This window comes from Sphingosinicella sp. BN140058, assembly GCF_004135585.1.
Lineage (GTDB): Bacteria > Pseudomonadota > Alphaproteobacteria > Sphingomonadales > Sphingomonadaceae > Allosphingosinicella.
This window is the reverse complement of the sequence record NZ_CP035501.1, coordinates 2167047-2190766: the sequence shown is the minus strand read 5'-3', so window position 1 is coordinate 2190766 and position 23720 is coordinate 2167047. Positions and strand designations below refer to the sequence as shown.

The 23720-nt window shown below is 66.6% G+C and carries 24 protein-coding genes; 13 read left to right on the top strand and 11 right to left on the bottom strand.

Features of this window, described 5'->3' with window-relative positions:
* The first annotated feature begins 180 nt into the window (after positions 1-180).
* Genes ETR14_RS09855 through ETR14_RS09840 form a run of 4 tightly spaced genes read left to right on the top strand, consistent with a single transcriptional unit; the run spans position 181 to position 3586 of the window.
* Positions 181-780, top strand: a complete 600-nt coding sequence (locus tag ETR14_RS09855; protein WP_129384441.1) for a histidine phosphatase family protein — start codon at positions 181-183, stop codon at positions 778-780.
* Positions 777-1559 (top strand): TIGR04290 family methyltransferase, encoded by a 783-nt coding sequence (locus ETR14_RS09850; protein WP_129384440.1) that lies wholly within the window; start codon positions 777-779, stop codon positions 1557-1559. The genes ETR14_RS09855 and ETR14_RS09850 overlap by 4 nt, the downstream gene beginning before the upstream one ends.
* Positions 1560-1580: 21 nt before the next feature.
* On the top strand, positions 1581-2480 hold the full coding sequence (locus ETR14_RS09845) for a beta-xylosidase (protein WP_129384439.1): 900 nt from the start codon (positions 1581-1583) through the stop codon (positions 2478-2480).
* Complete coding sequence (locus tag ETR14_RS09840; RefSeq protein WP_129384438.1) at positions 2480-3586, top strand: inositol-3-phosphate synthase; 1107 nt, start codon at positions 2480-2482, stop codon at positions 3584-3586. Before ETR14_RS09845 ends, ETR14_RS09840 begins: the two co-directional genes overlap by 1 nt.
* A gap of 333 nt (positions 3587-3919) precedes the next feature.
* On the opposite strand, the gene ETR14_RS09835 is transcribed toward ETR14_RS09840, so the two are convergent.
* A complete protein-coding gene (locus tag ETR14_RS09835) occupies positions 3920-5536 on the bottom strand; it encodes a lysine--tRNA ligase (protein ID WP_129384437.1) in 1617 nt (538 codons plus the stop codon).
* A gap of 148 nt (positions 5537-5684) precedes the next feature.
* Between ETR14_RS09835 and ETR14_RS09830 the strand changes: the two genes are divergently transcribed.
* The 3 genes from ETR14_RS09830 (at position 5685) to ETR14_RS09820 (ending at position 9450) form a co-directional block, all read left to right on the top strand.
* Positions 5685-6017 (top strand): GFA family protein, encoded by a 333-nt coding sequence (locus tag ETR14_RS09830; protein WP_129384436.1) that lies wholly within the window; start codon positions 5685-5687, stop codon positions 6015-6017.
* Between the two features lie 185 nt (positions 6018-6202).
* Complete coding sequence (locus ETR14_RS09825) at positions 6203-8917, top strand: ATP-dependent DNA helicase (protein ID WP_129384435.1); 2715 nt, start codon at positions 6203-6205, stop codon at positions 8915-8917.
* Positions 8914-9450 carry a histidine phosphatase family protein gene (locus ETR14_RS09820; RefSeq protein ID WP_129384434.1) on the top strand — a complete coding sequence of 179 codons (537 nt, stop codon included), beginning with the start codon at positions 8914-8916 and terminating at the stop codon, positions 9448-9450. The genes ETR14_RS09825 and ETR14_RS09820 overlap by 4 nt, the downstream gene beginning before the upstream one ends.
* Before the next feature lie 104 nt (positions 9451-9554).
* On the opposite strand, the gene ETR14_RS09815 is transcribed toward ETR14_RS09820, so the two are convergent.
* The 5 genes from ETR14_RS09815 to rpmF all read right to left on the bottom strand — a co-directional run bounded on the left by ETR14_RS09815 (position 9555) and on the right by rpmF (position 12640).
* Complete coding sequence (locus ETR14_RS09815) at positions 9555-9935, bottom strand: MerR family transcriptional regulator (protein ID WP_129384433.1); 381 nt, start codon at positions 9933-9935, stop codon at positions 9555-9557.
* Between the two features lie 7 nt (positions 9936-9942).
* Positions 9943-10248 carry an integration host factor subunit alpha gene (locus ETR14_RS09810; protein ID WP_106515883.1) on the bottom strand — a complete coding sequence of 102 codons (306 nt, stop codon included), beginning with the start codon at positions 10246-10248 and terminating at the stop codon, positions 9943-9945.
* A 174-nt stretch (positions 10249-10422) separates the two neighbouring features.
* The gene (locus ETR14_RS09805) at positions 10423-11385 is read right to left on the bottom strand and encodes a beta-ketoacyl-ACP synthase III (RefSeq protein WP_129384432.1); all 963 of its coding nucleotides are present in this window, start codon (positions 11383-11385) and stop codon (positions 10423-10425) included.
* On the bottom strand, positions 11382-12428 hold the full coding sequence (gene plsX, locus ETR14_RS09800; protein ID WP_129384431.1) for a phosphate acyltransferase PlsX: 1047 nt from the start codon (positions 12426-12428) through the stop codon (positions 11382-11384). The genes ETR14_RS09805 and plsX overlap by 4 nt, the downstream gene beginning before the upstream one ends.
* A 32-nt stretch (positions 12429-12460) precedes the next feature.
* Positions 12461-12640: a 50S ribosomal protein L32 gene (gene rpmF, locus ETR14_RS09795; RefSeq protein ID WP_106515793.1), complete on the bottom strand. Its 180-nt coding sequence runs from the start codon at positions 12638-12640 to the stop codon at positions 12461-12463.
* Positions 12641-12839: 199 nt separating this feature from the next.
* Here rpmF and ETR14_RS09790 point away from each other — a divergent pair, with 199 nt between their 5' ends.
* Positions 12840-13280 carry an MAPEG family protein gene (locus tag ETR14_RS09790; RefSeq protein WP_129391648.1) on the top strand — a complete coding sequence of 147 codons (441 nt, stop codon included), beginning with the start codon at positions 12840-12842 and terminating at the stop codon, positions 13278-13280.
* Between the two features lie 13 nt (positions 13281-13293).
* Here ETR14_RS09790 and ETR14_RS09785 read toward each other — a convergent pair whose 3' ends face one another.
* On the bottom strand, positions 13294-13956 hold the full coding sequence (locus tag ETR14_RS09785) for an MBL fold metallo-hydrolase (protein ID WP_129384430.1): 663 nt from the start codon (positions 13954-13956) through the stop codon (positions 13294-13296).
* Positions 13957-14023: 67 nt separating this feature from the next.
* Between ETR14_RS09785 and cysD the strand changes: the two genes are divergently transcribed.
* Genes cysD through ETR14_RS09770 form a run of 3 tightly spaced genes read left to right on the top strand, consistent with a single transcriptional unit; the run spans position 14024 to position 17991 of the window.
* Positions 14024-14923 carry a sulfate adenylyltransferase subunit CysD gene (gene cysD, locus ETR14_RS09780; RefSeq protein WP_206186012.1) on the top strand — a complete coding sequence of 300 codons (900 nt, stop codon included), beginning with the start codon at positions 14024-14026 and terminating at the stop codon, positions 14921-14923.
* Positions 14923-16713, top strand: coding sequence for an adenylyl-sulfate kinase (cysC, locus tag ETR14_RS09775; RefSeq protein ID WP_129384428.1), 1791 nt, complete (start codon positions 14923-14925; stop codon positions 16711-16713). The genes cysD and cysC overlap by 1 nt, the downstream gene beginning before the upstream one ends.
* 60 nt (positions 16714-16773) lie before the next feature.
* Complete coding sequence (locus ETR14_RS09770; RefSeq protein WP_129384427.1) at positions 16774-17991, top strand: serine hydrolase; 1218 nt, start codon at positions 16774-16776, stop codon at positions 17989-17991.
* Here the strand turns inward: ETR14_RS09770 and ETR14_RS09765 are convergent.
* Positions 17931-18866 carry a cation diffusion facilitator family transporter gene (locus ETR14_RS09765; protein WP_129384426.1) on the bottom strand — a complete coding sequence of 312 codons (936 nt, stop codon included), beginning with the start codon at positions 18864-18866 and terminating at the stop codon, positions 17931-17933. The two genes, ETR14_RS09770 and ETR14_RS09765, sit on opposite strands and share 61 nt — an antisense overlap.
* A 255-nt stretch (positions 18867-19121) precedes the next feature.
* A complete protein-coding gene (locus ETR14_RS09760) occupies positions 19122-20501 on the bottom strand; it encodes an L-serine ammonia-lyase (protein WP_129384425.1) in 1380 nt (459 codons plus the stop codon).
* Between the two features lies 1 nt (position 20502).
* Here ETR14_RS09760 and pabB point away from each other — a divergent pair, with 1 nt between their 5' ends.
* Both pabB and msrB read left to right on the top strand, forming a co-directional pair.
* Positions 20503-22248: an aminodeoxychorismate synthase component I gene (gene pabB / locus ETR14_RS09755; RefSeq protein ID WP_206186075.1), complete on the top strand. Its 1746-nt coding sequence runs from the start codon at positions 20503-20505 to the stop codon at positions 22246-22248.
* A gap of 10 nt (positions 22249-22258) precedes the next feature.
* A complete protein-coding gene (msrB, locus tag ETR14_RS09750) occupies positions 22259-22753 on the top strand; it encodes a peptide-methionine (R)-S-oxide reductase MsrB (RefSeq protein ID WP_129384424.1) in 495 nt (164 codons plus the stop codon).
* Between the two features lie 7 nt (positions 22754-22760).
* Here msrB and pdeM read toward each other — a convergent pair whose 3' ends face one another.
* Both pdeM and ETR14_RS28320 read right to left on the bottom strand, forming a co-directional pair.
* Entirely contained in the window at positions 22761-23423 is a 663-nt protein-coding gene (gene pdeM, locus ETR14_RS09745) for a ligase-associated DNA damage response endonuclease PdeM (RefSeq protein ID WP_129384423.1), read from the bottom strand.
* A 123-nt stretch (positions 23424-23546) separates the two neighbouring features.
* Complete coding sequence (locus tag ETR14_RS28320; protein WP_165356397.1) at positions 23547-23714, bottom strand: hypothetical protein; 168 nt, start codon at positions 23712-23714, stop codon at positions 23547-23549.
* Positions 23715-23720: the final 6 nt, after the last annotated feature.

Genomic DNA, 23720 nt, shown 5'->3' with positions numbered 1-23720 from the left:
TTCCGTGAGTCTTCGTGAAAATAGAACGTGCAAACACGCGCTCTGCGCAACTTGATCCAGATCAATTGTTGCTGCGTGCGGCGCGTGTCATGTCGCTCGCGCGGCTCCGCGGGGAACCGCTTTTCCCGAAGTCGGTTGGGCGCCCATGCGAATTTGTTTCATGTCGGTACCGATCCCCGCGTGACGGCGACGATCCTCCTCATCCGCCATGCCGCGCACGTCGAACTCGGCAATCTGCTGACCGGTCGGCGCCGGGACGTCGCGCTCAGCCGCGAAGGGCTCGATCAGGCGCGAATCGTCGGCGATCTGCTCGGCGTCGAACCGATCGCCGCGGTCTATGCGTCACCGCGCGAGCGGGCTTATTATACCGCCCGCGAGATCGCCGAACCGCACGAGCTGAAGGTCGGCGTCATCGACGATCTCGACGAGGTCGATTTCGGGGATTGGACCGGGCGCAGCTTCAGCGCGCTGGAGGGCGATCCGGTGTGGACCGAATGGAACGAGTCGCGCTCCACCGCGCGCCCGCCGAACGGCGAGAGCATGGCGGCGGCGGTGGCGAGAGCCACGGCCGCCCTCGCCGCTCTCGCTGCCGATCATGCCGGCCAGACCATCGCCTGCGTCAGTCATTGCGACATCATCCGCGGCGCGATTGCGCATTATCTCGGGCTGTCGCTCGACAACATGCTGCGCTTCGACGTCGACACCGCCTCCGTTTCCCGGCTCGCCCTGGGCAGCTGGGGCGCCCGAATCATGACCGTGAACGAAAGGCTCTACCAATGAACCTGGCCGCAAGAAGCATCGCTCCGGACGAAAGCGACCTCCGCGCACGCATCGACGCGCTCGGGCCCTGGTTCCACAATATCGATCTCGGCGGCGTCTGGACCGCGCCCGATCATTTCCTGGGCGATTATCCCGGCGACAAGTTCCGGCGCTTCGCGCCGCATCTGCCGACCGATCTCACCGGCAAGACCGTGCTCGACATCGGCTGCAATGCCGGCTTCTACTCGATGGAGATGAAGCGCCGCGGGGCCGAGCGCGTCGTCGGCGTCGACAGCGACGATCGCTATCTCGCCCAGGCGCGCTTCGCCGCGGCCACGCTCGGCTACGACAATATCGAGTTCCGCAAGCTCTCGGTCTACGACGTCGGCGCGCTCGGCGAGACGTTCGATGTCGTCATCTTCATGGGGGTGCTCTACCACCTGCGCCACCCCTTGCTCGCGCTCGATCTCATCCACGAACATGTCGCCGGCGACATGCTGATCTTCCAGTCAATGCAGCGCGGCTCGGACGACGTCACGCCGCTCGAGGGCGACTATCCGTTCGAGCAGACCGACATCTTCGACGAAAGCGGCTATCCCAAGCTCCATTTCGTCGAGCGCGAATATGCCCATGACTGGACCAATTGGTGGGTTCCGAACCGCGCTTGCGCGGAGGCGATGCTGCGCTCCGCCGGGTTCACGATCGAGACTCGCGCCGAGGACGAGGTCTACATTTGCCGCCGCAGCGAAATGCCCTATGCAGCGTACGGTCCGGGGGCGGTCTATCCAATGAAAGGGTGAATTTTGTCCATCGAAGCGGCAATGATCTGGAACGAGCCCAATAACAAATCGCATTGGGATCCGGAGATTGACCCAGATTGGAGCCAGTTCGGGACGACCGTGATCGAGGCCGCCAAGGCGATCCACGCGGTCAATCCGGCGATCAAGAGGGTGCTCGGCGGAATCTCGCCGATCGATCCCTTCTTCATCGAGAAGCTCAAGGGCTTTGGCGTGCTCGATCACCTCGACGTGATCGCCGTGCACGGCTTTCCGCTCGACTGGAATCTGTGGCCGATCAACGATTGGCCGCAGAAGATCGCCGAGATCGAGGCGGTCGCTCCGAACCATGAAATCTGGGCGACCGAGGTCGGAGTCGGCAGCTTCGGTGCCGAGGAAGTCCAGGTGTTCGGAGTCGATCGCACCGCCGAGCTGCTCGTCGGCCGGGTGCCGCGCGTCTTCTGGTATTCGCTCTACGATCTTCCGCAGGCCTGGGGCGCGACCACGCGCCACAAGGAAGCCGAAGGATCGAGCTATTATCGCCATTTCTACATGGGGTTGATCCGCGAAGACGGCACTCCGAAGCTTGCACTCGATCACTTTCGGGCGCACACCCCCGCGATGGGCATCATGCAGTGGTTCCACTTCGAGGATCCTCGGCTGGACGACGCTGTCGCCTGGCTGAAGCGGCTTGGTGTCACCCATTTGCGAACCGGCCTGAGCTGGGCGGACAGCTACCGCCCCGGCTGGGAGGCCTGGTTCGATCGGCAGATGGCGGCGCTCGAGGAGTTCGAGACCACCGTCACCTTCTGCTTCACCCCTGAATCCGAGGGGCTCGCGCCCCACCACACCAGCCCACCGAAGGATCCGATGTATTTCGCTGATTTTTGCGCCCGCATGATCGAGCGCTACGCCCCCGCCCAGCAGCGCAAGGCGGTCGCCTGATGAGCCTCCATGATCCCAAGGCGATCAACGTCGCCGTCATCGGCATCGGCAATTGTGCCAGCTCGCTCGTTCAGGGCATCGCCCATTATCAGAATGGCGGCGCCAACGAGCAGATCGGTCTCATGCATTGGGACCTTGGCGGTTACCGTCCCAAGGACATCAAGATCGTCGCCGCTTGGGACATCGATCGCCGCAAGGTCGGCCGCGATGTCGCCGAGGCGATCTTCGAAAAGCCGAACTGCACCGCCATCTTCTGCGATCACGTGCCCGCTTCGGGCACGATCGTCGAGATGGGCCGCGTCCTCGACGGCTTCTCCGATCACATGGCCGATGCGCCGGATGACCGCACCTTCCTCGTCGCCGACGCGGCCGAGCCGGACAAGGCGGACATCGTTCGCCGGCTCAAGGAAACCAACACCGACGTGCTGATGAACTATCTGCCGGTGGGCAGCCAGGAGGCGACCGAATTCTACGCCGAATGCGCGCTCGAAGCCGGCGTCGCCTTCGTCAACAACATCCCGGTGTTCATCGCGTCCAACGAAGGCTGGGCGAAGCGGTTCGAGGATGCCGGCGTGCCGATCATCGGCGACGACATCAAGGCGCAGCTCGGCGCGACCATCGTCCACCGCGTGCTGACCGATCTGTTCCACAAGCGCGGCGTCAAGCTCGATCGCACCTATCAGCTCAACACCGGCGGCAACACCGACTTCCTCAACATGTCGAACCGCAAGCGGCTCGCCTCGAAGAAGGTGTCGAAGACGGAGGCGGTGCAGTCCGTCGCCGAGCATCGCTTGGACGACGAGAACATCCATGTCGGACCCTCCGACTATGTCGCCTGGCAGAACGACAACAAGGTGTGCTTCCTGCGCATGGAAGGCCAGCTGTTCGGCGGCGTGCCGATGAACATCGAGCTTCGCCTGTCGGTCGAGGACAGCCCCAATTCGGCCGGCGTCGCCATCGACATGATCCGCTGCGCCAAGATCGCCAAGGACCGCGGCTTCGCCGGCCCGATCCACCCGGCGGCGGCCTATTTCTGCAAGCACCCGCCGGTCCAGACCACCGACGACGAAGCCCACGCCGCGCTCGAGGCCTTCATCAAGGGGTGATCTCCGCCAACCCTCCCCGGGCTTGCTCGGGGAGGGGACCGCGTCGCAATGCGCCGGGGTGAGGGTAAACCGAGCGTCCATCGCCAGAACCACCGGTCGGGCTGTGCCGGTCGAAGCCTCTTCCTGCTGTCCCTTCGCCGATCAATCCGCGCCACCCGGGGTTGTTCTCACGCTTTTCCGCAATCCGTCGACGCGATCGCGGTCTCCGCAGAGTCGCACTCCCGTCCGGCCCTGCAGGCCCGCACGATCCCGCTCGATAACTTCGAGGAGGAATGTGCAATGAAGATCGCAGCCGTGGCCCTGCGTCGAGCGAGGGCCTGATCGGCCTCAGCGTCAGGCCCCGGCGGCTTCCAGCGCCTCGGCGATCAGCCGGCGGCTGTTCTCGACGCCGTAAAGCGCGATGAAGCTGCCCATGCGCGGGCCCTGGTCGCTGCCGAGCAGGGTTTCGTACAGCACCTTGAACCAGTCGCGCAGGCCTTCCTTGCCGTAATGGCTCTTGCCGATCTCGTAGACATGGTTCTGCAGCACCGCCGCCGGGTCCTCGTCGGCGCGGCCGGTGCCGTCGTCCTGCGCCAGCAGGGCGTCGAGCTCCCGCAGCGCGGGCACTTCCTGCGCGGTCGGCGGCCGCCGCCGCAGCGACGGCGCGACGAAACGGCTGCCATAGGCCACGGCATAGCCGACGAGCCGGTCGAGCTCGGGGTTCGCTTCCGCGCTGAGCCCCGGATTGTAGCGCTGGAGGAAGCTCCAGATCGTCTCGCGATTGCCGACGCCGGGCAGGCTGGCGATATTGAGCAGCAGCGCGAAGCTCACCGGAGGCCGCACGCCGGGAACCTCGCCGGCGTGGATGTGATGGACCGGGTTGCCGAGCTTCTTGTCGATCGGCTGGTCGGCATAAGCCGCGAGGAATTGATAATATTCGTCCACCGCCTTGGGGATGACCCCGAAGCTCAATTGCTTGGCCTTTTTCGGCTCGCGGTAGATGTAGAAGGCCAGGCTCTCGGGGGGGGCGTAGGTCAGCCACTCGTCGATGGTGACGCCGTTGCCCTTGGTCTTCGAGATCTTCTCGCCATTTTCGTCCAGGAAGAGCTCGTAATTGAAGCCTTCCGGCGGCCGGGCGCCGAGGATCCGGGCGATCTTGGAGCTCTGGATGACCGAGTCGATCAGATCCTTGCCCGCCATTTCGTAGTCGACGCCGAGCGCGGCCCAGCGCATCGCCCAGTCGACCTTCCACTGCAATTTCGCCCCGCCGCCGAAGATCGACTGATCGACGCTCTCGCCCGTCTCCGGCTCGACGTAGCGGACGAGGCCGGCTTCGGCGTCGATCACCTCGATCGCCACCTGCAGCACCTTGCCGGAAATCCGGCTCACCGGCAGCACCGGCGAATAGGTCTTGCGCCGTTCCTCGCGCAGGGTGGGCAGCATGACCCCCATGATCTCGTCATAGGTGCGCAGCACCTGGCGCAGCGCCGCGTCGAACCGGCCGGAGCCGTAGCAATCGGACGAGGACAGGAATTCGTAATCGAAGCCGAACCGATCGAGGAATTCCCGCAGCAGGTTATTGTTGTGCGCGGCGTAGCTCGCATGGTCGCAGCCATAGGGATCCGGCACCCGCGACAGCGGCTCGTCGATATGGGCCAGCATCATTTCTTGGTTCGGCACGCCCGGCGGCACCTTGCGCATGCCGTCCATGTCGTCGGAAAAAGCGATCAGGCGCGTCGGCCAGTCCGCCATCTCGGTGAGCGCATGGCGCACCATCAACGTGCGCGCGACCTCCTGGAAGGTGCCGAGGTGGGGCAGGCCCGACGGACCGTAGCCCGTCTCGAACACGATCTCGCCCTTGTCCGGGCCGTTCGGATAGCGTTTCAGAAGCTTGCGCGCTTCCTCATAGGGCCAGGCCTTGGAGACGAGCGCGGCTTCGCGCACAGCGGCAGGGATTTCACGGCGGGACATGTGCCGCTTCTTCGTCGCTTCTCCCGGTCCGCGCAAGACGGATTGGGCCCCTTCGCTGGCGGGGAGGATGAGAAGCTGAAAAGCAATCGCCCCGCTCACCGGATCGCCGCCGCTTGCAATCGTCGCGCGCCGGCGATTACAAATCCGGATGAGCGTTCAGGGAAGCTGCCACTGCGGCAACGTACGCATCGACGTGCCGAGCCCGCCGACATGGGTGGCCGACTGCAATTGCTCGCTCTGCCGGCGGACCGCCTGGCGAGTCGCTTATTATCCGCCGGACGCCGTGCGCATCACCGGCGAGACGAAGGCCTATGTCTGGGGCGATCGGATGATCGGCATCCACCATTGCCCGGTCTGCGGCTGCGGCACGCACTGGGAGACGCTCGGCGAGGATTTCGGCAAGATGGGCGTCAATGCGCGCCTGCTCGACGGCTTCGACGAAGGCGCGGTCGAGATCCGCAAGTTCGACAATGCGGGGTGACCGGGGCCGCTGACGCTCCCACTGCGCCAGGGCGGTGACTCCCCCGGCGGCGACGAAGGCCCGATCAGCCCGAGTCCGGATTCGCCTTCAGACCTTATTCAGCGCGCGCCTTGCATGGCATCCTCTGCGCCCCACATCCGCATCGCGGCGTTGCCGTTTCGTTCCGAGATCGTCTAAGAGACACCATGGGCCTCACGCTCCCTTATCCGGCGCTTCACGCCACCCATGGCGGGATCTGGCTGGCGACACCGGACGGCGAGGTGCGCGGGCTCGGCCGTGGCGAGGCGATCGCCATTGCCGCCGAGACTCCGGTGATCATGCTCAACGCGCCGTTGATCGGCCAGCGGCTCGGCTATCCGGAGCTGTCCGGCGCCGATCTGCTCGAATTGTTCGCGTTCGTTCATCCCGCCCGCTTCGTCGTGCCGACCCCGAAGGGGATTGCCGCCGCGCTCGACCTCGAGGTGCCGGCGAGCGACGCCGACGCGGCGCCGCTGCTGCGCAGCGCGGCCGAGTCCCTCCTGGCCCAGATGGCGGCCGATTGGCCTGAGCGGGAAGGGGCATGGGCTTCGGCGCAGGCGCTCTGGAAGCTGCGCTGGTCGTGGGCGCCGGCGATCGCGCAGGTGCTGAAGCGGCCGGAGCGCGACGAACGATGGCTGTTCTCGCGGCTCCCCGAATGGGAGGAAAATGCCGGCCGCCCGCAGCCGCGCGCAGTGCGAGTGAGCGAGATCGAGGCGGTCGAGCGGCTCGCCGATCTGGTCGGCAGCGCCGCTGAGGTCCGCCAGGGCCAGCGCGATTATGCGGCCGCCGCCGCCGCCGCCTTCGCGCCGCGAAAGGCGGAGGGCGCGCCGAACATGCTGCTGGCGGAGGCGGGGACCGGGATCGGCAAGACCCTCGGCTATCTCGCGCCGGCGTCCGTCTGGGCGGAGAAGGCCGACGGCGCGGTGTGGGTGTCGACCTACACCAAGGCGCTGCAGCGCCAGCTCGATCGCGAGGGCCTTCGCCTGTTCCCCGACGCGGAGGAGCGGCAGAAAAGGATCGTCGTCCGCAAGGGCCGCGAGAATTACCTCTGCCTGCTCAATCTCGAGGATGCGCTCCAGGGCGGCTTTGCCGGCCGCGCCGCGATCCTCGCCCAGCTCGTCGCCCGCTGGGCCGCCTACAGCAAGGACGGCGACATGGTCGGCGGCGATCTGCCCGGCTGGCTGACCTCCTTGTTCCGCCGCGCCGGATCGACCGCGCTGACCGACCGCCGCGGCGAGTGCGTCTATGCGGGCTGCCCGCATTACCGCAAATGCTTCATCGAACGTGCCGCCCGCGCCAGCCAGGACGCCGATATCGTCATCGCCAATCACGCGCTGGTGATGGTCAATGCGGCACGGGCGCGCGACAATCCCCCGACCCGAATGGTGTTCGACGAGGGCCATCATCTGTTCGACGCGGCCGATTCGACGTTCGCTGCGGCGCTGACCGGCCAGGAGACGATCGAGCTCCGGCGGTGGCTGATCGGCCCAGAGGGCAAGTCGCGCGGCCGGCGGCGGGGATTGGCGGCACGTCTGACAGACGTCGCCTCCTATGACGAAGCCGGCGGCCTTGCTCTCCAGAATGCGATCGAGGCGGCGGGGCTTCTGCCGGGCGACGGCTGGCTCGGCCGGCTCGCCGAAGGCACGGCCTTCGGTCCGCTCGAGAAGCTGCTCGCCGCCGTCCGCGCGACCGCTTATGCCCGCGCCACCGCGCAGGATGCCGGCTATGCCATCGAGACCGAGATCGCCGAGCTCGATGCGGACATCGTCGAAGCGGCGGCGCCGGCGGTCGAAGCGCTGGAATCCCTGCTGCGGCCGCTCATGGCACTCGCCAAGCGGCTGGAGGCGGTGCTCGAAGATGCGCCCGATTGGCTCGACGCGCAGGCACGTGCCCGCATCGAGGGCGCGATCGGCGGCCTCACCTGGCGTTCGCAGATGCTGCAATCCTGGATCGCGCTCGCCGCGCGCCTGGGCGGCCCGGCGGATCCGGATTTCGTCGACTGGCTCGCGGTCGATCGCGTCGACGGGCGCGAATTCGACATCGGTCTGCATCGCCGCTGGCTCGACCCCACGCGGCCCCTGGCGAAGACGGTGCTCGAGCCGGCGCACAGCGTCGTCGTCACCTCCGCCACCCTGCGCGGCGCTGAGGATTGGGGAGCGGCCGATGCCCGCACCGGCGCCTGTCACCTGCCGGTGCCGGTGCAGAGATTCGCCGCCGAGAGCCCGTTCGATTACGCTTCCAACAGCGAAGTGCTGATCGTCACCGATCTGAAGCGCGGCGACGTCGCCCAACTCGCCGGTGCCTATGGGCGTTTGATCGAGGCTGCGGAGGGCGGCACGCTCGGCCTGTTCACCGCCATCCAGCGGCTCAAGGCCGTGCATGCGCGGATCGCCGACCGGCTCGCCCGCGCCGGTCTGCCGCTCTACGCCCAGCACGTCGATCCGATCGACACCGGCACCCTTGTCGACATCTTCCGCGACGATCCGCGCGCCTCCCTGCTCGGCACCGATGCGCTTCGCGACGGCGTCGACGTGCCCGGCCATTCCCTGCGCCTGGTGGTGATGGAAGGCGTGCCGTGGCCCCGGCCGACCGTGCTTCACGCCGCGCGCAAGGCGGCCGGCGGCGGCAGCGCCTATGACGATCGTGTCGTCCGTGCGCGCCTGGCCCAGGCCTTCGGCCGGCTGATCCGGCGCCGGGAGGATCGCGGGGTTTTCGTTCTGCTGTCGTCGGCAATGCCGTCGCGGCTGCTCACCGCGTTCCCGCCCGGCGTGACGATCCGCCGGCTCAGCCTGTCCGATGCGATCGATCGGGTGCGGTTGCTGCTTTCCTCCGATCATCCTTTCGGGCATCAGGCGCAGCGGCAAACCGAAGGGGCCGAATGAAGACGCTGACGCTGCTGCGCCACGCAAAATCGACCTGGAACGATCCGGTTGCGCGTGATTTCGATCGGCCGCTCAATCCGCGCGGACGGCGCGCCGCACGGACTGTGGGCGCAGAAATGCGGGCGCGGGGACTCGGCTTCGATCGGGTGGTCGCGTCTCCGGCCAAACGGGTGATGGAGACGCTTGGCGAGCTCGAGCAGACGTTCGGGCGGCTCGGCACGATTTATGACGAGCGCCTCTACCTTGCCGGCACCGCCGCGTTGCTCGACATCATCCACGAGACCGATGACAATGTCGACCGGTTGCTGCTCGTCGGGCACAATCCCGGCCTCGAGGACCTGGTTCTGCTGCTGGCGCGCGACAATGCGCTGCGCGTCGAAGCGGCGATCAAATATCCCACCGCCACGCTGGCGGAGATTGCGTTCGCAGTCGACCGCTGGGCCGCCATTGAGGGGGATATGGGAGACCTCGACCGGTTCATCCGGCCGCGCGACCTCGATCCCGAACTCGGTCCCGACGAAGACAGTTATTGAGCGGGCGGGGCCGTTTCCGAAGCAGGGACGAGAGCCTGATCTTGGTACGGAGCTGTCGGTATCAGCCTGGGATATGAACCGGGCTGATCCGGTCCGCTGACGCTTCAGGCGGTCGCTTCCAGCGCGTCCGCCAGCATCCGGCGAATCGCAAGCAGGTCCTGATTGGGGAAGCCGTCGTCCTGCTGATTGGCGGGGGTTGGGCCGGTTGCCGCAACCGCCTCCTCGCCATCCCCGGATCGTCCCGCGAGCAGCTGCTGGACGCCGCGGATCGTATAGCCGTCCTCGTTGAGGAGGCGATGGATGCGGTGGGCGAGTGCCACGTCGGCCGGGCGGTAATAGCGCCGGTTGCCCGCGCGCTGCAGGGGGCGCAGCTGCGGGAAACGGGTCTCCCAATAACGAAGGATGTGCTGCGGTACGCCCAGATCGGCGGCGAGCTCGCCGATCGTCCGAAAGGCTTGGTCGCTCTTGCGGGGCGCTTCGCTCATCGCGCGCTCAGCCCGCCCGGGCGATACGCTCGCGCATGATCTGACTGGCGCGGAAGGTAAGCACCCGGCGCGGCGCGATCGGCACTTCGACGCCGGTCTTGGGATTGCGGCCGACCCGCTCACCCTTGTCGCGCAGGATGAAGCTGCCGAAGCCCGAGATCTTCACATTCTGGCCGTCCGAGAGGGCGTGGCACATGTGATGGAGGATTCGCTCGACGATGCCGGCCGATTCGGCGCGGGACAGGCCGATTTCGCGATGGATGACGTCGGCCAGGTCGGCCCTCGTCAATGTGCCGGCCTCGGTGCGTCTCATGATACCTGCGTCGGCCATGGCCTCCCCTTCCCCCGAAGAAAATGTTGAAAAAGCATAGTGCAAAAGGCTTAGATCTGCAAACCGCCGATGCGGCAGGATGCCCTCGCAAGCTGACCATTTGCTGCGAACGGTTCATTTACTTCGACAAAGCACACGGAATTCAGCGCGCGAGGCTCAAAAGCGGGCAACAGCCGCCCCCCAGGTGAAGCCGCCGCCCATCGCTTCGAGGACGATCAGGTCACCCTGTTTGATGCGGCCGTCGCGAACCGCGGTGTCGAGTGCCAGCGGCACCGACGCCGCAGACGTGTTGGCATGCTGATCGACCGTGACGATCACCCGCTCCGGCGCCAGGCCTAGCTTGCGGGCGGTGGCGTCGAGTATCCGCTTGTTGGCCTGATGCGGAACCACCCAGTCGACCTCGTCCGGGGTATGTCCGGCCACCTCCAGAACCTCGTTCAGGACGTCGGCGAGATTGACCACCGCATGCCGAAACACTTCCTTGCCCTTCATGCGAAGCTTGCCGACGGTGCCGGTGGTGGACACGCCGCCGTCGACGTAGAGCAGATCGTTGTGCCGTCCGTCGGCGTGGAGGCGGGTGGCGAGAATGCCGCGATCCTCGGTGTTCTGCGCCTGGAGCACGAGAGCGCCCGCACCGTCTCCGAACAGCACGCAGGTCGTGCGGTCCTCCCAGTCGAGGAGGCGGCTGAACGTCTCGGATCCGATCACGAGCGCGTAATCGGCCATCCCGCCCTTCACCATGTTGTCGGCGACCGACAAGGCATAGAGAAAGCCGGTGCAGACGGCGGCGACGTCGAAGGCGATGCAATCGTTGATGCCGAGTGCCGTCTGTACCCGGGTCGCGCTCGCCGGAAAGGTCTGGTCCGGAGTCGCGGTCGCAAGCACGATCAGGCCGATCTGGTCGGCGGTGATCCCGGCGGCGTCCAGCGCCTTGCGGGCCGCGTCGGTCGCCAGGGTCGCCGTGGTCTCGCCATCGCCGGCGATGTGGCGCGCGTGGATGCCGGTGCGCTCGACGATCCAATCGTGGCTGGTGTCGACTCGTTCGGCGAGTTCGGCGTTGGTGACGCGTCTCGGCGGCAGCGCGGAGCCGGTGCCGATGATGACCGAGCGCCGGCTCATTTGGCGGCCTGCTGCGTACGATGTGCCGAAATGTTGTCGAGATCCTCGATGATCTTGCGGGTCAGATCCTCGCGCACCATCCGCGCCGCGACTCGGATCGCGTTGGCGACGCCTTTTTCGTTGGCGCTGCCATGGCTCTTCACGACCAGGCCGTTGAGGCCGAGGAAGACGGCACCATTATGGTTGTTCGGGTCGAGATGGTGCTTCAGCAGTTCGGTCGCCGGCCGGGAGATCAGGAACCCGATCTTGGAACGGATCGAGCTCGTGAAGGCGCGGCGGAGCAGATCAGTCACGAACCGCGCCGTTCCCTCGAGCGACTTGAGAGCGATATTGCCGGAAAAGCCGTCGGTGACGACCACGTCGACGTTGCCGCGCGAAATCTTGTCGCCTTCGATGAAGCCTTCGAACCGCATGCCGAGATAGTCGGCCTCGCGCAGGATCGCGGCGGCCTCCTTCAACTCGTCCGTGCCCTTCAATTCCTCGGTGCCGATGTTGAGCAGCTGCACGCGCGGATGGTCGAGATCGAGCACGACCCGGGCGTAAGCCGCGCCCATCACCGCGAACTGCACGAGGTTGCGGGCATCCGATTCGGTGTTGGCGCCGAGATCGAGCATGACGAGATCGTTCTCGCCGAGCGTCGGCAACAAGGCGGCCAGAGCGGGCCGGTCGATCCCTTTCATCGTCCGAAAGGTGAGCTTGGCCATCGCCATCAGCGCGCCGGTATTGCCGCCGGAAACGGCGGCATGCGCCTCACCCGCCTTCACCGACGCGATCGCGCGCCCCATCGATGTCGTCTTGGTCCGGCGGATCGCCTGACTGGGCTTGTCCTCCGCCGAGATCGTGTCCGGCGTATGGACGACCTCGGTCACGCCCGCGATCGCAGGATGCGCCGCAAGTTCCGCGCGAATCGCGGATTCGTCGCCGAACATCAGGAAGGACAGATCCGGGCGACGGCTGTGGGCGAGCGCGGCCCCCGCGCACATGACCGCGGGTCCGACATCGCCACCCATCGCGTCAATTGCGATCCGTGGCGCGCTTACCACTGATGCCGTCTCCTGAATCGCCGATTTCGGCCTTAGGCCTCGACCGGCAGGACTTCGCGTCCGTTATAATGGCCGCAGCCGGTGCACAGATTGTGCGGAAGGTGCAGCTCGCCGCAATTCGAGCATTCCTGGAAGTTCACCGGCTTCAGCGAATCGTGGCTGCGACGCATGTTGCGCTTCGAGGGCGAAGTTTTTCTCTTAGGGACGGCCATCCTGGCACCTGTTCCAATCGATCGGGTTCGTTGATGTGGCGAGCGAGCGGCCAATGGTCAACGGCCGGGTGGGCCGCAGGCCATGGCGGCCGGGTGCTCGCGCCTGAGCGGTGTGCCCTATAGCGATTTCGCCGGTTGTTGCAAGCGCGCGCTTCCCATGAGAGAGCGATATGGCATCAGGAGAGAGCATGCCATGACGATTACCCTGCCGATCACGCTTACCATCGCCGCCGGCGCAGCGCTGATCAACATCTGGTTGGGAACCCGGGTCAGCCGCCTCCGGCTGCAGCACAAGGTCTCGGTCGGCGATGCTGGCAACATGGCGATCGTCAACCGCATGCGCGCCCACGCCAATTTCATCGAATATACGCCTTTCGTGCTGATCCTGCTCGCGCTCGTCGAGCTCGCCGCCGGATCGCCCACATGGCTGTGGGTGGTGGGGACGCTCTATATCGTCGGCCGCCTGCTCCACCCGTTCGGGCTCGATCGTCCGGCACCGAATCCGCTGCGGATGATCGGCATCCTGCTGACCTGGCTGACCCTCGCCGGGCTCGCGGGCTATGCCCTGTTCCTCGCCTCGACCTTCCGCCCCCAGGCAGCGATCACCTTCGCCGAGGCGCCGGCTCAGGCGCCGCGCTGAACGGGATGGCCGATCAGGCCTTCGCGAGAACCTGATCGGCGACGAACGGATTGCTTCTGCGCTCCTGCCCAAAGCTGCTCATCGGGCCATGGCCTGGAACGAAGGCGGTGTCGTCGCCGAGCGGCCAAAGCCTGGTCGTGATCGCGTCGATCAGATCCTGATGGTTGCCCATCGGAAAGTCGGTGCGTCCGATCGATCCGCGGAACAGCACGTCGCCGACGATGGCGAGCTTGGACTCTGGGTGGTGGAACACGACGTGGCCGGGCGTGTGGCCCGGGCAGTGATAGACGTCGAGGGTGAGCGCGCCGACGGTTACGGTGTCGCCGTTCACCAGCCAGCGATCCGATTCGAACGGCTTGCCCGGAATGCCGTAGCTGCGGCCGTCATCGTCCAGGCGCGCGATCCAGAACCGGTCGTCCTCGTGCGGCCCTTCGATCGGCACATGGAGCTCCTCGGCGAGGATCTTGGCCGATCCGCAATGGTCGATATGGCCGTGGGTCAACAGGATCTTTTCGATGGTGACCTTGTGCTGCATCGCCGCGGCCTTCAGCCGGTCGAGATCGCCGCCGGGATCGGTGAAGGCGCCGCGCATCGTCTCGGTGCACCAGAGAAGGGTGCAATTCTGCTGCAGCGGCGTGACCGGGATGATCGTCGCCTTCAGGGGAGGGTTGCTCATCCCCGGCGACATGGCCCGGCCGGGGGCAAGTTGCAACATGGGGCCGGGTCGGCCAAATGTGCCCGCAATGGCGCTCACCCATCTTCAACGGCTCGAAGCCGAGGCAATTCACATCTTTCGAGAGGCGGCGGCCGAGGCCGAGCGGCCCGTGATGCTGTTTTCGGCCGGCAAGGATTCCTCGGTCCTGCTTCATCTCGCCCGCAAGGCCTTCGCTCCGCTGCCGCCGCCATTTCCGCTGCTCCACGTCGATACGACCTGGAAGTTCAGGGACATGTATGCGCTGCGGGATCGTGCCGCGGCGGCCGCGGGCATGGAACTGATCGTTCATCGCAATCCCGAAGCCGCCGCGCGCGGCATCAATCCGATCGACCATGGATCGGCCCTGCACACGCGATTGTGGAAGACCGACGGCCTCAAGCAGGCGCTCGACGCCCATCGCTTCGACATCGCGATCGGCGGTGCCCGCCGCGACGAGGAACGGGTTCGCGCCAAGGAGCGGGTGTTTTCGTTCCGCTCGGCCGGGCATGGCTGGGATCCAAAGCGTCAGCGTCCCGAATTGTGGCGGCTCTACAATGCCCGCAAGGCGGAAGCGGAGAGCTTTCGCGTGTTTCCGCTCTCCAACTGGACCGAGGCGGACGTGTGGAACTACGTCGCCGCCGAACGGATCGAAGTGTCTTCGCTCTATTTCGCGGCGCCGCGGCCGACCATCGAGCGCGATGGTGCCATTCTCGTCCTCGACGACGATCGCCTGACGCCCGCGCCCGGCGAGGTCGTGCGCGAGCGATGGGTCCGCTTCCGGACGCTCGGTTGCTATCCGCTCTCGGGCGCCGTTGAAAGCCGGGCCGAGACCCTGCCTGACATCATCGCCGAAATGGAAAGCGCCCGCACGTCCGAACGCGAGGGGCGGCTGATCGACCGCGACGGCGTGGCGTCGATGGAACGCAAGAAACGAGAGGGCTATTTCTAGTGGGGGGACCGGGCGCCAAGGGCCTGCTTCGTTTCATCACCTGCGGCTCGGTCGACGACGGCAAGTCGACCTTGCTCGGACGGCTGCTGGCCGAGACCGGGTCGACCCATGATGGCGAGCTGGCTGCATGCGGAGGCGATCCCGCCCTGCTCGTCGACGGCCTGGAGGCCGAACGGGAGCAGGGGATCACGATCGATCTCGCTTATCGCTTCTTCGCAACGCCGCGCCGCAGCTTCATCGTCGCCGATGCCCCCGGGCACGAGCAATATACCCGCAATCTGGTCACCGGCGCCACCACGGCCGATCTCGCCCTGGTGCTCGTCGACGCCGCCAAAGGGGTTCTGACCCAGACCCGCCGCCACAGTTTCCTGTGCCGGCTCCTGGGCGTCGGCAGTGTCGTGCTGGTCGTCAACAAGATGGATCTGGCGAGCTGGGATCAGGCGGTGTTCGATCGGATCGTCGCCGATTACCGCGCGGTCGCGTCCGATTTCACGGCCATTCCCGTCTCCGCCGCCGCCGGCGACAACGTCGTCCGGCGCTCGGAGGCGATGCCCTGGTATGTCGGCCCCACCTTGATCGAGCATCTGGAAGAGGTGGTGCCGCAGCAGGACAGGTCGGCCGAGGGGCCGTTCCGGATGCCGGTCCAGTGGGTGTCGCGAGCATCGCGGCGAAGCTTCGCAGGGTTCGTCGCGAGCGGCGCGATCCGGCCTGGCGACTCGGTTCGCGTGATGCCGGCGGGCACGCTCGCCGCGATCGACGACATCAGCCTCGGCGATGCGACGATGGACGAGGCGGTGGCTGGGCAGTCGATCGCAATCAGTCTTGCGAGCGAGGTGGATTGTTCCCGCGGCGACGTCCTCGTCGGTGCCGATGCACCGCCGGAAGTCGCAGATCAGTTCGAGGCCACTCTGATCTGGCTCTCGGAAGAGGAACTGACGCCGGGACGCCAATATGATCTGAAGCTCGGCAGCCAGTCGGCGCTCGCGACCATTCAGCCTCCCAAGCATGAGATCGACGTCAACAGCTTCGACGAGCTGCCCGCGCGCACCCTTGGCTTGAACGGCATCGGCGTTGCCGAATTTTGGACCGATCGCCCGATCGTGTTCGCGCCTTACCGCGATTGCCGCGATCTCGGCGGCTTCATCCTGATCGACCGGATCACCAACGATACGGTCGGTGCGGGCCTCATTCATTTCGCGCTGCGGCGCTCGCACAATCTCCATCCTCAGGCGCTCGACATCAGCCGCGAGGCGCGGGCGGCGATGAAGGGGCAGAGACAGCGGCTGCTGTGGTTCACCGGCCTCAGCGGCGCCGGCAAGTCGACCATCGCCAATCTGGTCGAAAAGAAGCTGCACGCCTTGGGCCGCCACAGTTTCCTGCTCGACGGCGACAACGTCCGGCTCGGCCTCAATCGCGATCTCGGCTTCACCGACGCCGATCGGGCGGAGAATATCCGCCGCGTCGGCGAGACTGCCAAGCTCATGCTCGATGCCGGATTGATCGTCCTTGCCGCCTTCATCTCGCCCTTCCGTGCGGAGCGCCGAATGGTGCGGGCGCTGATTCCCGAAGGCGAGTTCGTCGAGATATTCATCGACGCGCCGCTCGCGGAGGCCGAGCGGCGGGACCCCAAGGGTCTCTACGCCAAGGCCCGGCAGGGGCGGCTGCCGAACTTCACCGGAATCGGCTCTCCTTACGAGCCTCCGGAGCAGGCCGAACTCGTCATCGATACCACCAGGCTGACCGCCGAGCAGGCCGCCGACGAGATCATCCGCTACCTGCTGCGATCCTGACCGCCGCTCCGGGCCGGCCAACGCGCTTGCGCTGCGGCGGGGCTGGGTTAGGCTGGAGGCATGAAGCGGCTCTTCCCCCTGCTCGCGGCGATGCTGTCGGCGTGCGTCGCTCCGCAGACGGAAGGGCCGCCGGCCTCTGCCGCGCCGCCCCATGCCGCTTATGCCTGGGTCACGTTCGATGCGGAGCGGATCACCGGCTCCGGAACGGATGGCCTTGCGGATCGCGAGGCCGGTCGGCCGCTGACGATCGACGATCCGGTCCGGGTCGCCTCGATCAGCAAGCTCGTCGTCGCACTCGGCGTGATGCGAATGGTGGAGGCCGGCGAACTCGACCTCGATCGGGACGTGTCGGAATGGCTCGGCTGGTCTCTCCGCAATCCCGCTTTCGCGGATCGGCCGATCACGCTTCGGCTGCTGCTCTCGCATCGCTCCAGCCTTCAGGACGACGTCGATTACGTCATCCCGCTCGATCGTACCGTCGCCGCCACCCTGGCGGATACGAGGGCGTTCGATCGGGAGCATCCGCCCGGCACCTTCTTCCGCTATTCGAACCTCAACTTCCCAATTATCGCAACAGTGATGGAGCGGGCGTCCAACGAGCGTTTCGATCGCCTGATCCAGCGGCGCGTTCTAACGCCGCTGGCGCTCGACGCCTGCTACAATTGGACGACCTGCTCCGATCCGGCGATCGGTCGGGCCGTGGTTCTTTACGGCAGCGACGGTTCGATCCTTCGCGACGATCTTCGCGGCGCACCGCCGCCATGTCCTGTCGCCGTGGGGGCCGATGCCGCCTGCGACTGGACGGCCTATCGCATCGGCACCAACGGCGCTCTGTTCTCGCCGCAGGGCGGACTCAGGATCTCGGCCGCTGGGCTCGCCCGATTGGGCCAGTTGCTGCTGCGCGACGGCCAGCTCCCCGACGGTCGGCCATTTCTCTCCCCTTCGTCGCTTGCCGCCATGACGGATGCGGCCTGGCGGACGAATGGTGCCAACGGGGTGACCGACCCCGGTTTCTACTGCGCTTACGGGCTTGCCGTGCAGATCCTCTCCGCCTGCGCACCGGGTGACGATCCGTTCGGTGACGGGCGGGTCCGGATCGGCCATGCCGGCGACGCCTATCAGCTTCGCTCGGGGCTCTGGGTCGATCCCGCTCGACGCACGGGAATTGCCTATTTCGCGACCGGCGTTGCCGAGGATGCGCCGCGCGGCCGCTCCGCCTACCGGGGCATCGAGGAATGGCTCGCCGCGCGAGAAGCGAAGGCGGTCGGCGCGAGGTAGAGGTGCCGCACATCTGCCTGTGCCTTCTGAACCGCGGCGCAGATGTCCGCGACGCTGCGCTCGACATCGGCGGCGGTCAGGCGGTCGTCGAAGTCGACGGCCGCGGTGACGGCGATGTCGTGCGGCCCCAGATGCACCGAATTGATGTCGCGCACATCATCGACGCCACGTCCGGCGCGGATCAGCCGCTCGATATCGGTCAGCACTGACGGGAAAGCCGCTTCGCCGATGATCAGTCCCATCGTCTCGCGGGCGAGCAGCGAGGAGGCGACGATCAGAATCACGCCGATCACCACCGACGCAACGCCGTCGAGCGCCGGCATGTCGAGCAGATGAGCAAGCGAGAGCCCGATCAGGGCGGCGCCGAGGCCGAGCAGGGCGGCAGTGTCTTCAAACAGCACCACGAACGTCACGGGATCCTTGGCCTCGCGAATCGCCCGCCACCAATTGCAGCCGGGATTGGTCCGCCGGAATTCGCGGCGGGCGACGAGAAACGAACTGAACTCGAGCGCGATCGCGACCCCCAGAATTGCGTAATTGACCAGCGGATCCTCGATCGGCTCGGGCGCGAGGATCTTGTGGACGCCTTCATAAACGGCAACCGCGCCGCCGGCGGCGAACAGCAGCACCGCAACGACGAAGCTCCAGAAATAGATTTCGCGGCTATAGCCGAACGGATGGCGCGCATCGGCCGGCCGCTGCGATCTCTTCATGCCGATCAGCAGCAGGATCTGATTGGCCGTATCGACGAGGCTGTGTATCCCCTCCGAAAGCATCGCCGACGATCCTGTGAGCGCCGCCCCGACGAACTTCGCCGCGGCTATGCCGAGATTGGCACCGAGCGCGGCGAACACGACTGTCTTGGATCCTGCCATCTCGCTCCCCTGCGGTCGAGGCGGGTGAACGGGCGGCAGCGAAAGGCGTTGCGTGTGAGACGCGTAGACCGGCGAAGATCCTCCCCGCAACGGGGAGGGGGACCAGCTGAAAGCTGGTGGAGGGGGTTCCGAAACCCACTTAGGGTCCTGAGTCGGAACGCCGACGCGAGTCTCCGAGCCCCCTCCACCACCGCCTGTCGGCGGCGGTCCCCCTCCCCGTTCCGGGGAGGATCTAGCCTCTCGCCGCCGGTCCCGTCAGCACTCCACCACATTGACCGCGAGGCCGCCCTGTGCGGTCTCCTTGTAGCGCTCGTTCATGTCGAGGCCGGTCTTGCGCATCGTCTCGATCACCTGGTCGAGGCTGACCCTGTGCGATCCGTCGCCGACGAGCGCGAGGCGCGAGGCCTCGATCGCCTTGATCGCGCCGACCGCATTGCGTTCGATACACGGGACTTGGACGAGGCCGCCTACCGGATCGCAGGTGAGGCCGAGATTGTGCTCCATGCCGATTTCGGCGGCATTCTCGATCTGGCTGTTGGTTCCGCCGAGCGCCGCGGTGAGGCCCGCCGCCGCCATCGAGCAGGCGACGCCGACCTCGCCCTGACAGCCGACCTCCGCCCCCGAAATCGAAGCATTCTCCTTGAACAGCGATCCGACCGCCGATGCGGTGAGCAGGAAGGTGCGGACGCCTTCCTCGTTCGAATGGGGCGTGAAACGCTGGTAGTAACGCAGGATCGCCGGGACGATGCCCGCGGCGCCATTGGTCGGCGCGGTCACCACGCGGCCGCCGGCGGCATTCTCCTCGTTCACCGCCAGAGCCCACAAATTCACCCAGTCGATCACCGTCAGCGGATCGGACAAGGTTCGCTCGGCGCGCTCGATCAGCAATTTGTAGAGGCCGGGTGCGCGCCTCTTCACGTTCAGGCCGCCGGGGAGGATGCCCTCCTTGCCGATCCCGCGGTCGATGCAGCGCGACATGGTCTCGGCGATTTCGGCCAGCCGCGAATCGATCTCCGCATCGTCATAGCCCGCGCGCTCGTTGGCGCGGGCGACGTCGGCGATCGTCAGCCCCTCGCGCGCCGCGATCGTGAGCAACTCGGCGGCGCAATGATAATTGTACGGAATGTCCCAGGCGCCGGCTGGCGGGGCATTGCGGGCGATCGCCTCCTCGTCGACGATCGCGCCGCCGCCGACGGAATAGGAGATTGCGGTGTCGAGCGTCGCGCCCTGCTTGTCCATCGCCGCAAAGCGCATACCGTTCGAATGGTGCGGAAGCCGCTCGCGCTGCAGGAAGCGCAGGTCCGCCGCCTCGTCGAACGCGATCTCGCGCAACCCGCCGAGCGGAAGCCGGCCGGTCTGCCGGATTCTGGCGACGAGCGCGTCCGCCTGATCGGGATCGACCCGATCCGGCCGCTCGCCGGCGAGGCCGAGCAGGACGGCGCGGTCGGTGGCGTGGCCCTTGCCGGTCAGGGCCAGGGAGCCGTACAGATCGACTGCGACGCTTTCGGTTGCGTCGAACAACCGTTTGCGCTGGAGCGTCTCGACAAAGCGGCATGCGGCGGTCATCGGGCCCATCGTATGCGAGCTCGACGGTCCAACCCCGATCTTGAAGAGATCAAAGACGCTGGTGACCAAAATATCCTCTCCTGACGCCGCCGCAGATGCGCCCGCTGCCCGCTTCTGGCAAGCCGCGAAGCCGTTCGTTCTGCTTGATTTCCAAGGAGAGACGCGGCTTTACCGCAATCCGCGTTCGATCGTCGAAGCCTCGGATCCGGACGGTGTCGATGCCGCCATCGCGCGGCTGGAGGGTGTCGAGGCGGCCGGATTCATCGCCTATGAAGCCGGCCATGCTCTGGAGCGGAAACTGGGCGATCTCCGCTGCACGCCGGCGGAAGGCGCGCCGCCTCTGGTTTGGTTCGGCCTGTTCGACGGCTACGAAAGCCTGCCGCCGGGTGCGCTTCCGGATCCCGAGGGGGCGTGGGCAGGGGCGCCGCAGCCGTTGATCACCCGGGCGCGCTACGAAGCCTCGGTGGAGGCCGTCCGCGAGCATATCTTCGCCGGCGACATCTACCAGGCGAACTTCACCTTTGCCGCCGACGTGCCCACCGCCGGGCATCCGGTCGCGATCTACGCCGCCTTGAAGCAGCGCGCCCGGGCCGGCTGGGGCGGGATCGTCTTCACGGGCAGACACTGGATCCTGTCGCTTTCGCCGGAGCTCTTCTTCGTCGCCGCCGGCGGACGAGTGACGGCGCGGCCGATGAAGGGCACCGCTGCCGCAGACACCGATCCGGCGCTGCTTCGTGCCGATCCCAAGCAGCAGGCGGAAAATCTGATGATCGTCGATCTGCTGCGCAACGATCTCGCCCGCGTCGCCAAGCCGGGCAGCGTCGCCGTGCCGGAGCTGTTCGCGATCGAAACCTACCCGACCGTGCACCAGATGACCTCCACCGTCGTCGGCGAACTCGAGGAGGGCATCGGCCCGGTCGACCTGCTCCGAGCCACCTTTCCTTGCGGTTCGGTGACCGGCGCACCCAAGATCCGGGCGATGGAGGTAATCGCCGCGCTCGAGGAGGCGCCGCGCGCCATCTATACCGGATCGATCGGCAGGGTTGCACCGGACGGCGAAGCCGCGTTCAATGTCGCCATTCGGACCTTGACCCTTCGTGCGGGCGAAAGCGTTGCGCGCATGGGCCTCGGTTCGGGCATCGTCGCGGACAGCCGGCCTGCGGACGAATGGCAAGAATGTCTGGCGAAGGGAGAGTTTGTGGAGACGGGCCGACGCTTCGATCTGATCGAAACGATGCGCTTCGATCCCGAGGAGGGCCTTGCGCATCTGGAGCTCCATCTCACCCGGATCAAGCGCAGCGCCGATGCGCTCGGCTTCGCCTTCGATCGCCACGGGGTCCGCAACGAGCTCCAGGCGGCGACCTTCACCCTGCGCGTCGGCCGCAAGGTTCGCCTGCGTCTGTCGCGGAGCGGCGCGATCGCGATCGAGGTGCGGCCGCTGCCTGCCGATGCGGAGCAACCCGTCGATGTCGCGCTCGTCGCCCTCCCCGTCGATCCCGACGATTTCCGCCTGCGTCACAAGACCAGCGACCGTGCTTTCTACGACGACGCGCGCCTTGCCGCCGGCTGCTTCGAAACCCTGTTCGTCGATCCCGACGGGTTCGTGACCGAAGGCAGCTTCACCAATGTCTTCGTCCGCCGCGACGGTCGTCTGGCGACGCCGCCGCGCACGCGCGGGCTGATGCCCGGAATATTGCGCGAAACCCTGCTGGAGCAGGGCGAGGCGGTTGAAAGGGAGCTTCGCGCCGCCGATCTTCAGGGTGGATTTTACGTCGGCAATGCGGTGCGGGGGCTGATCGCGGCGCGACTCATCTGAAGGCGATGCGATGAAGATCGACAGACGGACGGCCTTGACCATCGGCGGCGCCGGAGCGCTGGCCGCAGGCGGATTCTGGTTCGGCGGTCGCGCCGGCAATGCCGCGGCGCCCGGCAGTTTTCCGGTTCATTATACCGACGCCGAGTGGCGCAAGCGGCTGCCGTTCGAATCCTACAAGGTGCTTCGGCAGGCCGCCACCGAGCGCGCCGGATCGAGCCCGCTCGACAAGGAAAAGCGTTCCGGCACCTTCGTCTGCGCCGGATGCGGCCTGCCCCTGTTCGCCTCGCGCGCGAAGTTCGAGAGCGGTACCGGCTGGCCGAGCTTCACCGCGCCGCTGCGCGGGGCGGTCGGCACGCGGTCCGACGACAGCCTGTTCATGAAGCGTACCGAAGTCCATTGCCGCCGCTGCGGCGGGCATCTCGGCCATGTGTTCGACGACGGTCCGAAGCCGACCGGCATGCGCTATTGCATGAACGGTGCGGCGATGCGCTTCGTGCCTGCGTAACAACGAGTCAGGCGGCGAGCGGAAAGCGCAGCAACCGGTCGGCAACGGGCACCAGCGCTTCGGCGCCGGCCCCGACGGCCCGGACGATCTCCGGATGGGCGGCATCGAGCCCGCCGGTCAGAGCGCCGAACGCCGGCAGGATCAGCTTGCGCGTGGTGCCGATGAAGCACCGCCGCGAGACGTTCCGGCCGCGCAGCGTGATCCGTAACTTGGGATGAAAGTGACCCGACAATTCCGGCCGCGGCTCCTCGGGATCGGCCTCGTGCCGGAGCAGCAGTCCGTCGACGAGCGCTTCTTCCACCACGGCACCGCCGCAATGGTCGGCGATGCCCGGATCGTGATTGCCGGTGATCCAGGTCCAGCGCACCCGCGCGGTCAGCGCGGTCAGCAACAAGCGGGCCTGAGTGGGCAGGCGGTCGCAGCCGTGGCGATCGTGGAAGCTGTCGCCCAGGCACCAGATCTCCTCGGCCCCGGTCTGGTCGGCCAGGCCGGTGAGATCGGTCAAGGTCGCGATCGAATCATAGGGCGGCAGCATCTGCCCGAGCCGGGCGAACCAGCTCGCTTTCTCGAGGTGAAGATCGGCCACGAGCAGCGCCTTGCGCGCCGGCCAGAACAAAGCGCCTTGCGGCAGCGCGATCAGCTCGGTGCCTGCGAACGAAAAGGGAACCATCGCCGCCAGCTATAGCCCGCCGCGGCTGCGGTTCAAGCGTTCTGGACCGTTGATGCTTGACCGATCGTTGTCGCGACGATCCGCCCTGAGTTCGAGTCCGGCTGCTTCAGTTCGACGCTTGGATCACGCGCCGTTGATCTGGTGGGCCAGGTGCGCAGCCTGCTTATCGGTGCCGGTCTTGGCGATGCTGTCCGCCGCCCCTGGGTGCGTGGCAAAGAACAACACCGCACCGGCCAGGAAGCCGTTCAGGCCCAGCACGAATGGATTGTTGAACTTCTTAAGCCACGACATGATTGC

Bases quoted from the DNA above. Each gene is read 5' to 3' on its own strand.
- ETR14_RS28320 (WP_165356397.1), bottom strand. From the start codon at position 23,714: ATGTCGTGGCTTAAGAAGTTCAACAATCCATTCGTGCTGGGCCTGAAC.
- ETR14_RS09850 (WP_129384440.1), top strand. From the start codon at position 777: ATGAACCTGGCCGCAAGAAGCATCGCTCCGGACGAAAGCGACCTCCGC.
- ETR14_RS09840 (WP_129384438.1), top strand. From the start codon at position 2,480: ATGAGCCTCCATGATCCCAAGGCGATCAACGTCGCCGTCATCGGCATC.
- ETR14_RS09830 (WP_129384436.1), top strand. From the start codon at position 5,685: ATGAGCGTTCAGGGAAGCTGCCACTGCGGCAACGTACGCATCGACGTG.
- ETR14_RS09770 (WP_129384427.1), top strand. From the start codon at position 16,774: ATGAAGCGGCTCTTCCCCCTGCTCGCGGCGATGCTGTCGGCGTGCGTC.
- ETR14_RS09815 (WP_129384433.1), bottom strand. From the start codon at position 9,935: ATGAGCGAAGCGCCCCGCAAGAGCGACCAAGCCTTTCGGACGATCGGC.
- ETR14_RS09765 (WP_129384426.1), bottom strand. From the start codon at position 18,866: ATGGCAGGATCCAAGACAGTCGTGTTCGCCGCGCTCGGTGCCAATCTC.
- cysD (WP_206186012.1), top strand. From the start codon at position 14,024: ATGGCGCTCACCCATCTTCAACGGCTCGAAGCCGAGGCAATTCACATC.
- ETR14_RS09820 (WP_129384434.1), top strand. From the start codon at position 8,914: ATGAAGACGCTGACGCTGCTGCGCCACGCAAAATCGACCTGGAACGAT.
- pdeM (WP_129384423.1), bottom strand. From the start codon at position 23,423: ATGGTTCCCTTTTCGTTCGCAGGCACCGAGCTGATCGCGCTGCCGCAA.
- ETR14_RS09845 (WP_129384439.1), top strand. From the start codon at position 1,581: ATGATCTGGAACGAGCCCAATAACAAATCGCATTGGGATCCGGAGATT.
- ETR14_RS09785 (WP_129384430.1), bottom strand. From the start codon at position 13,956: ATGAGCAACCCTCCCCTGAAGGCGACGATCATCCCGGTCACGCCGCTG.
- ETR14_RS09825 (WP_129384435.1), top strand. From the start codon at position 6,203: ATGGGCCTCACGCTCCCTTATCCGGCGCTTCACGCCACCCATGGCGGG.
- ETR14_RS09805 (WP_129384432.1), bottom strand. From the start codon at position 11,385: ATGAGCCGGCGCTCGGTCATCATCGGCACCGGCTCCGCGCTGCCGCCG.
- rpmF (WP_106515793.1), bottom strand. From the start codon at position 12,640: ATGGCCGTCCCTAAGAGAAAAACTTCGCCCTCGAAGCGCAACATGCGT.
- ETR14_RS09835 (WP_129384437.1), bottom strand. From the start codon at position 5,536: ATGTCCCGCCGTGAAATCCCTGCCGCTGTGCGCGAAGCCGCGCTCGTC.
- ETR14_RS09810 (WP_106515883.1), bottom strand. From the start codon at position 10,248: ATGAGACGCACCGAGGCCGGCACATTGACGAGGGCCGACCTGGCCGAC.
- msrB (WP_129384424.1), top strand. From the start codon at position 22,259: ATGAAGATCGACAGACGGACGGCCTTGACCATCGGCGGCGCCGGAGCG.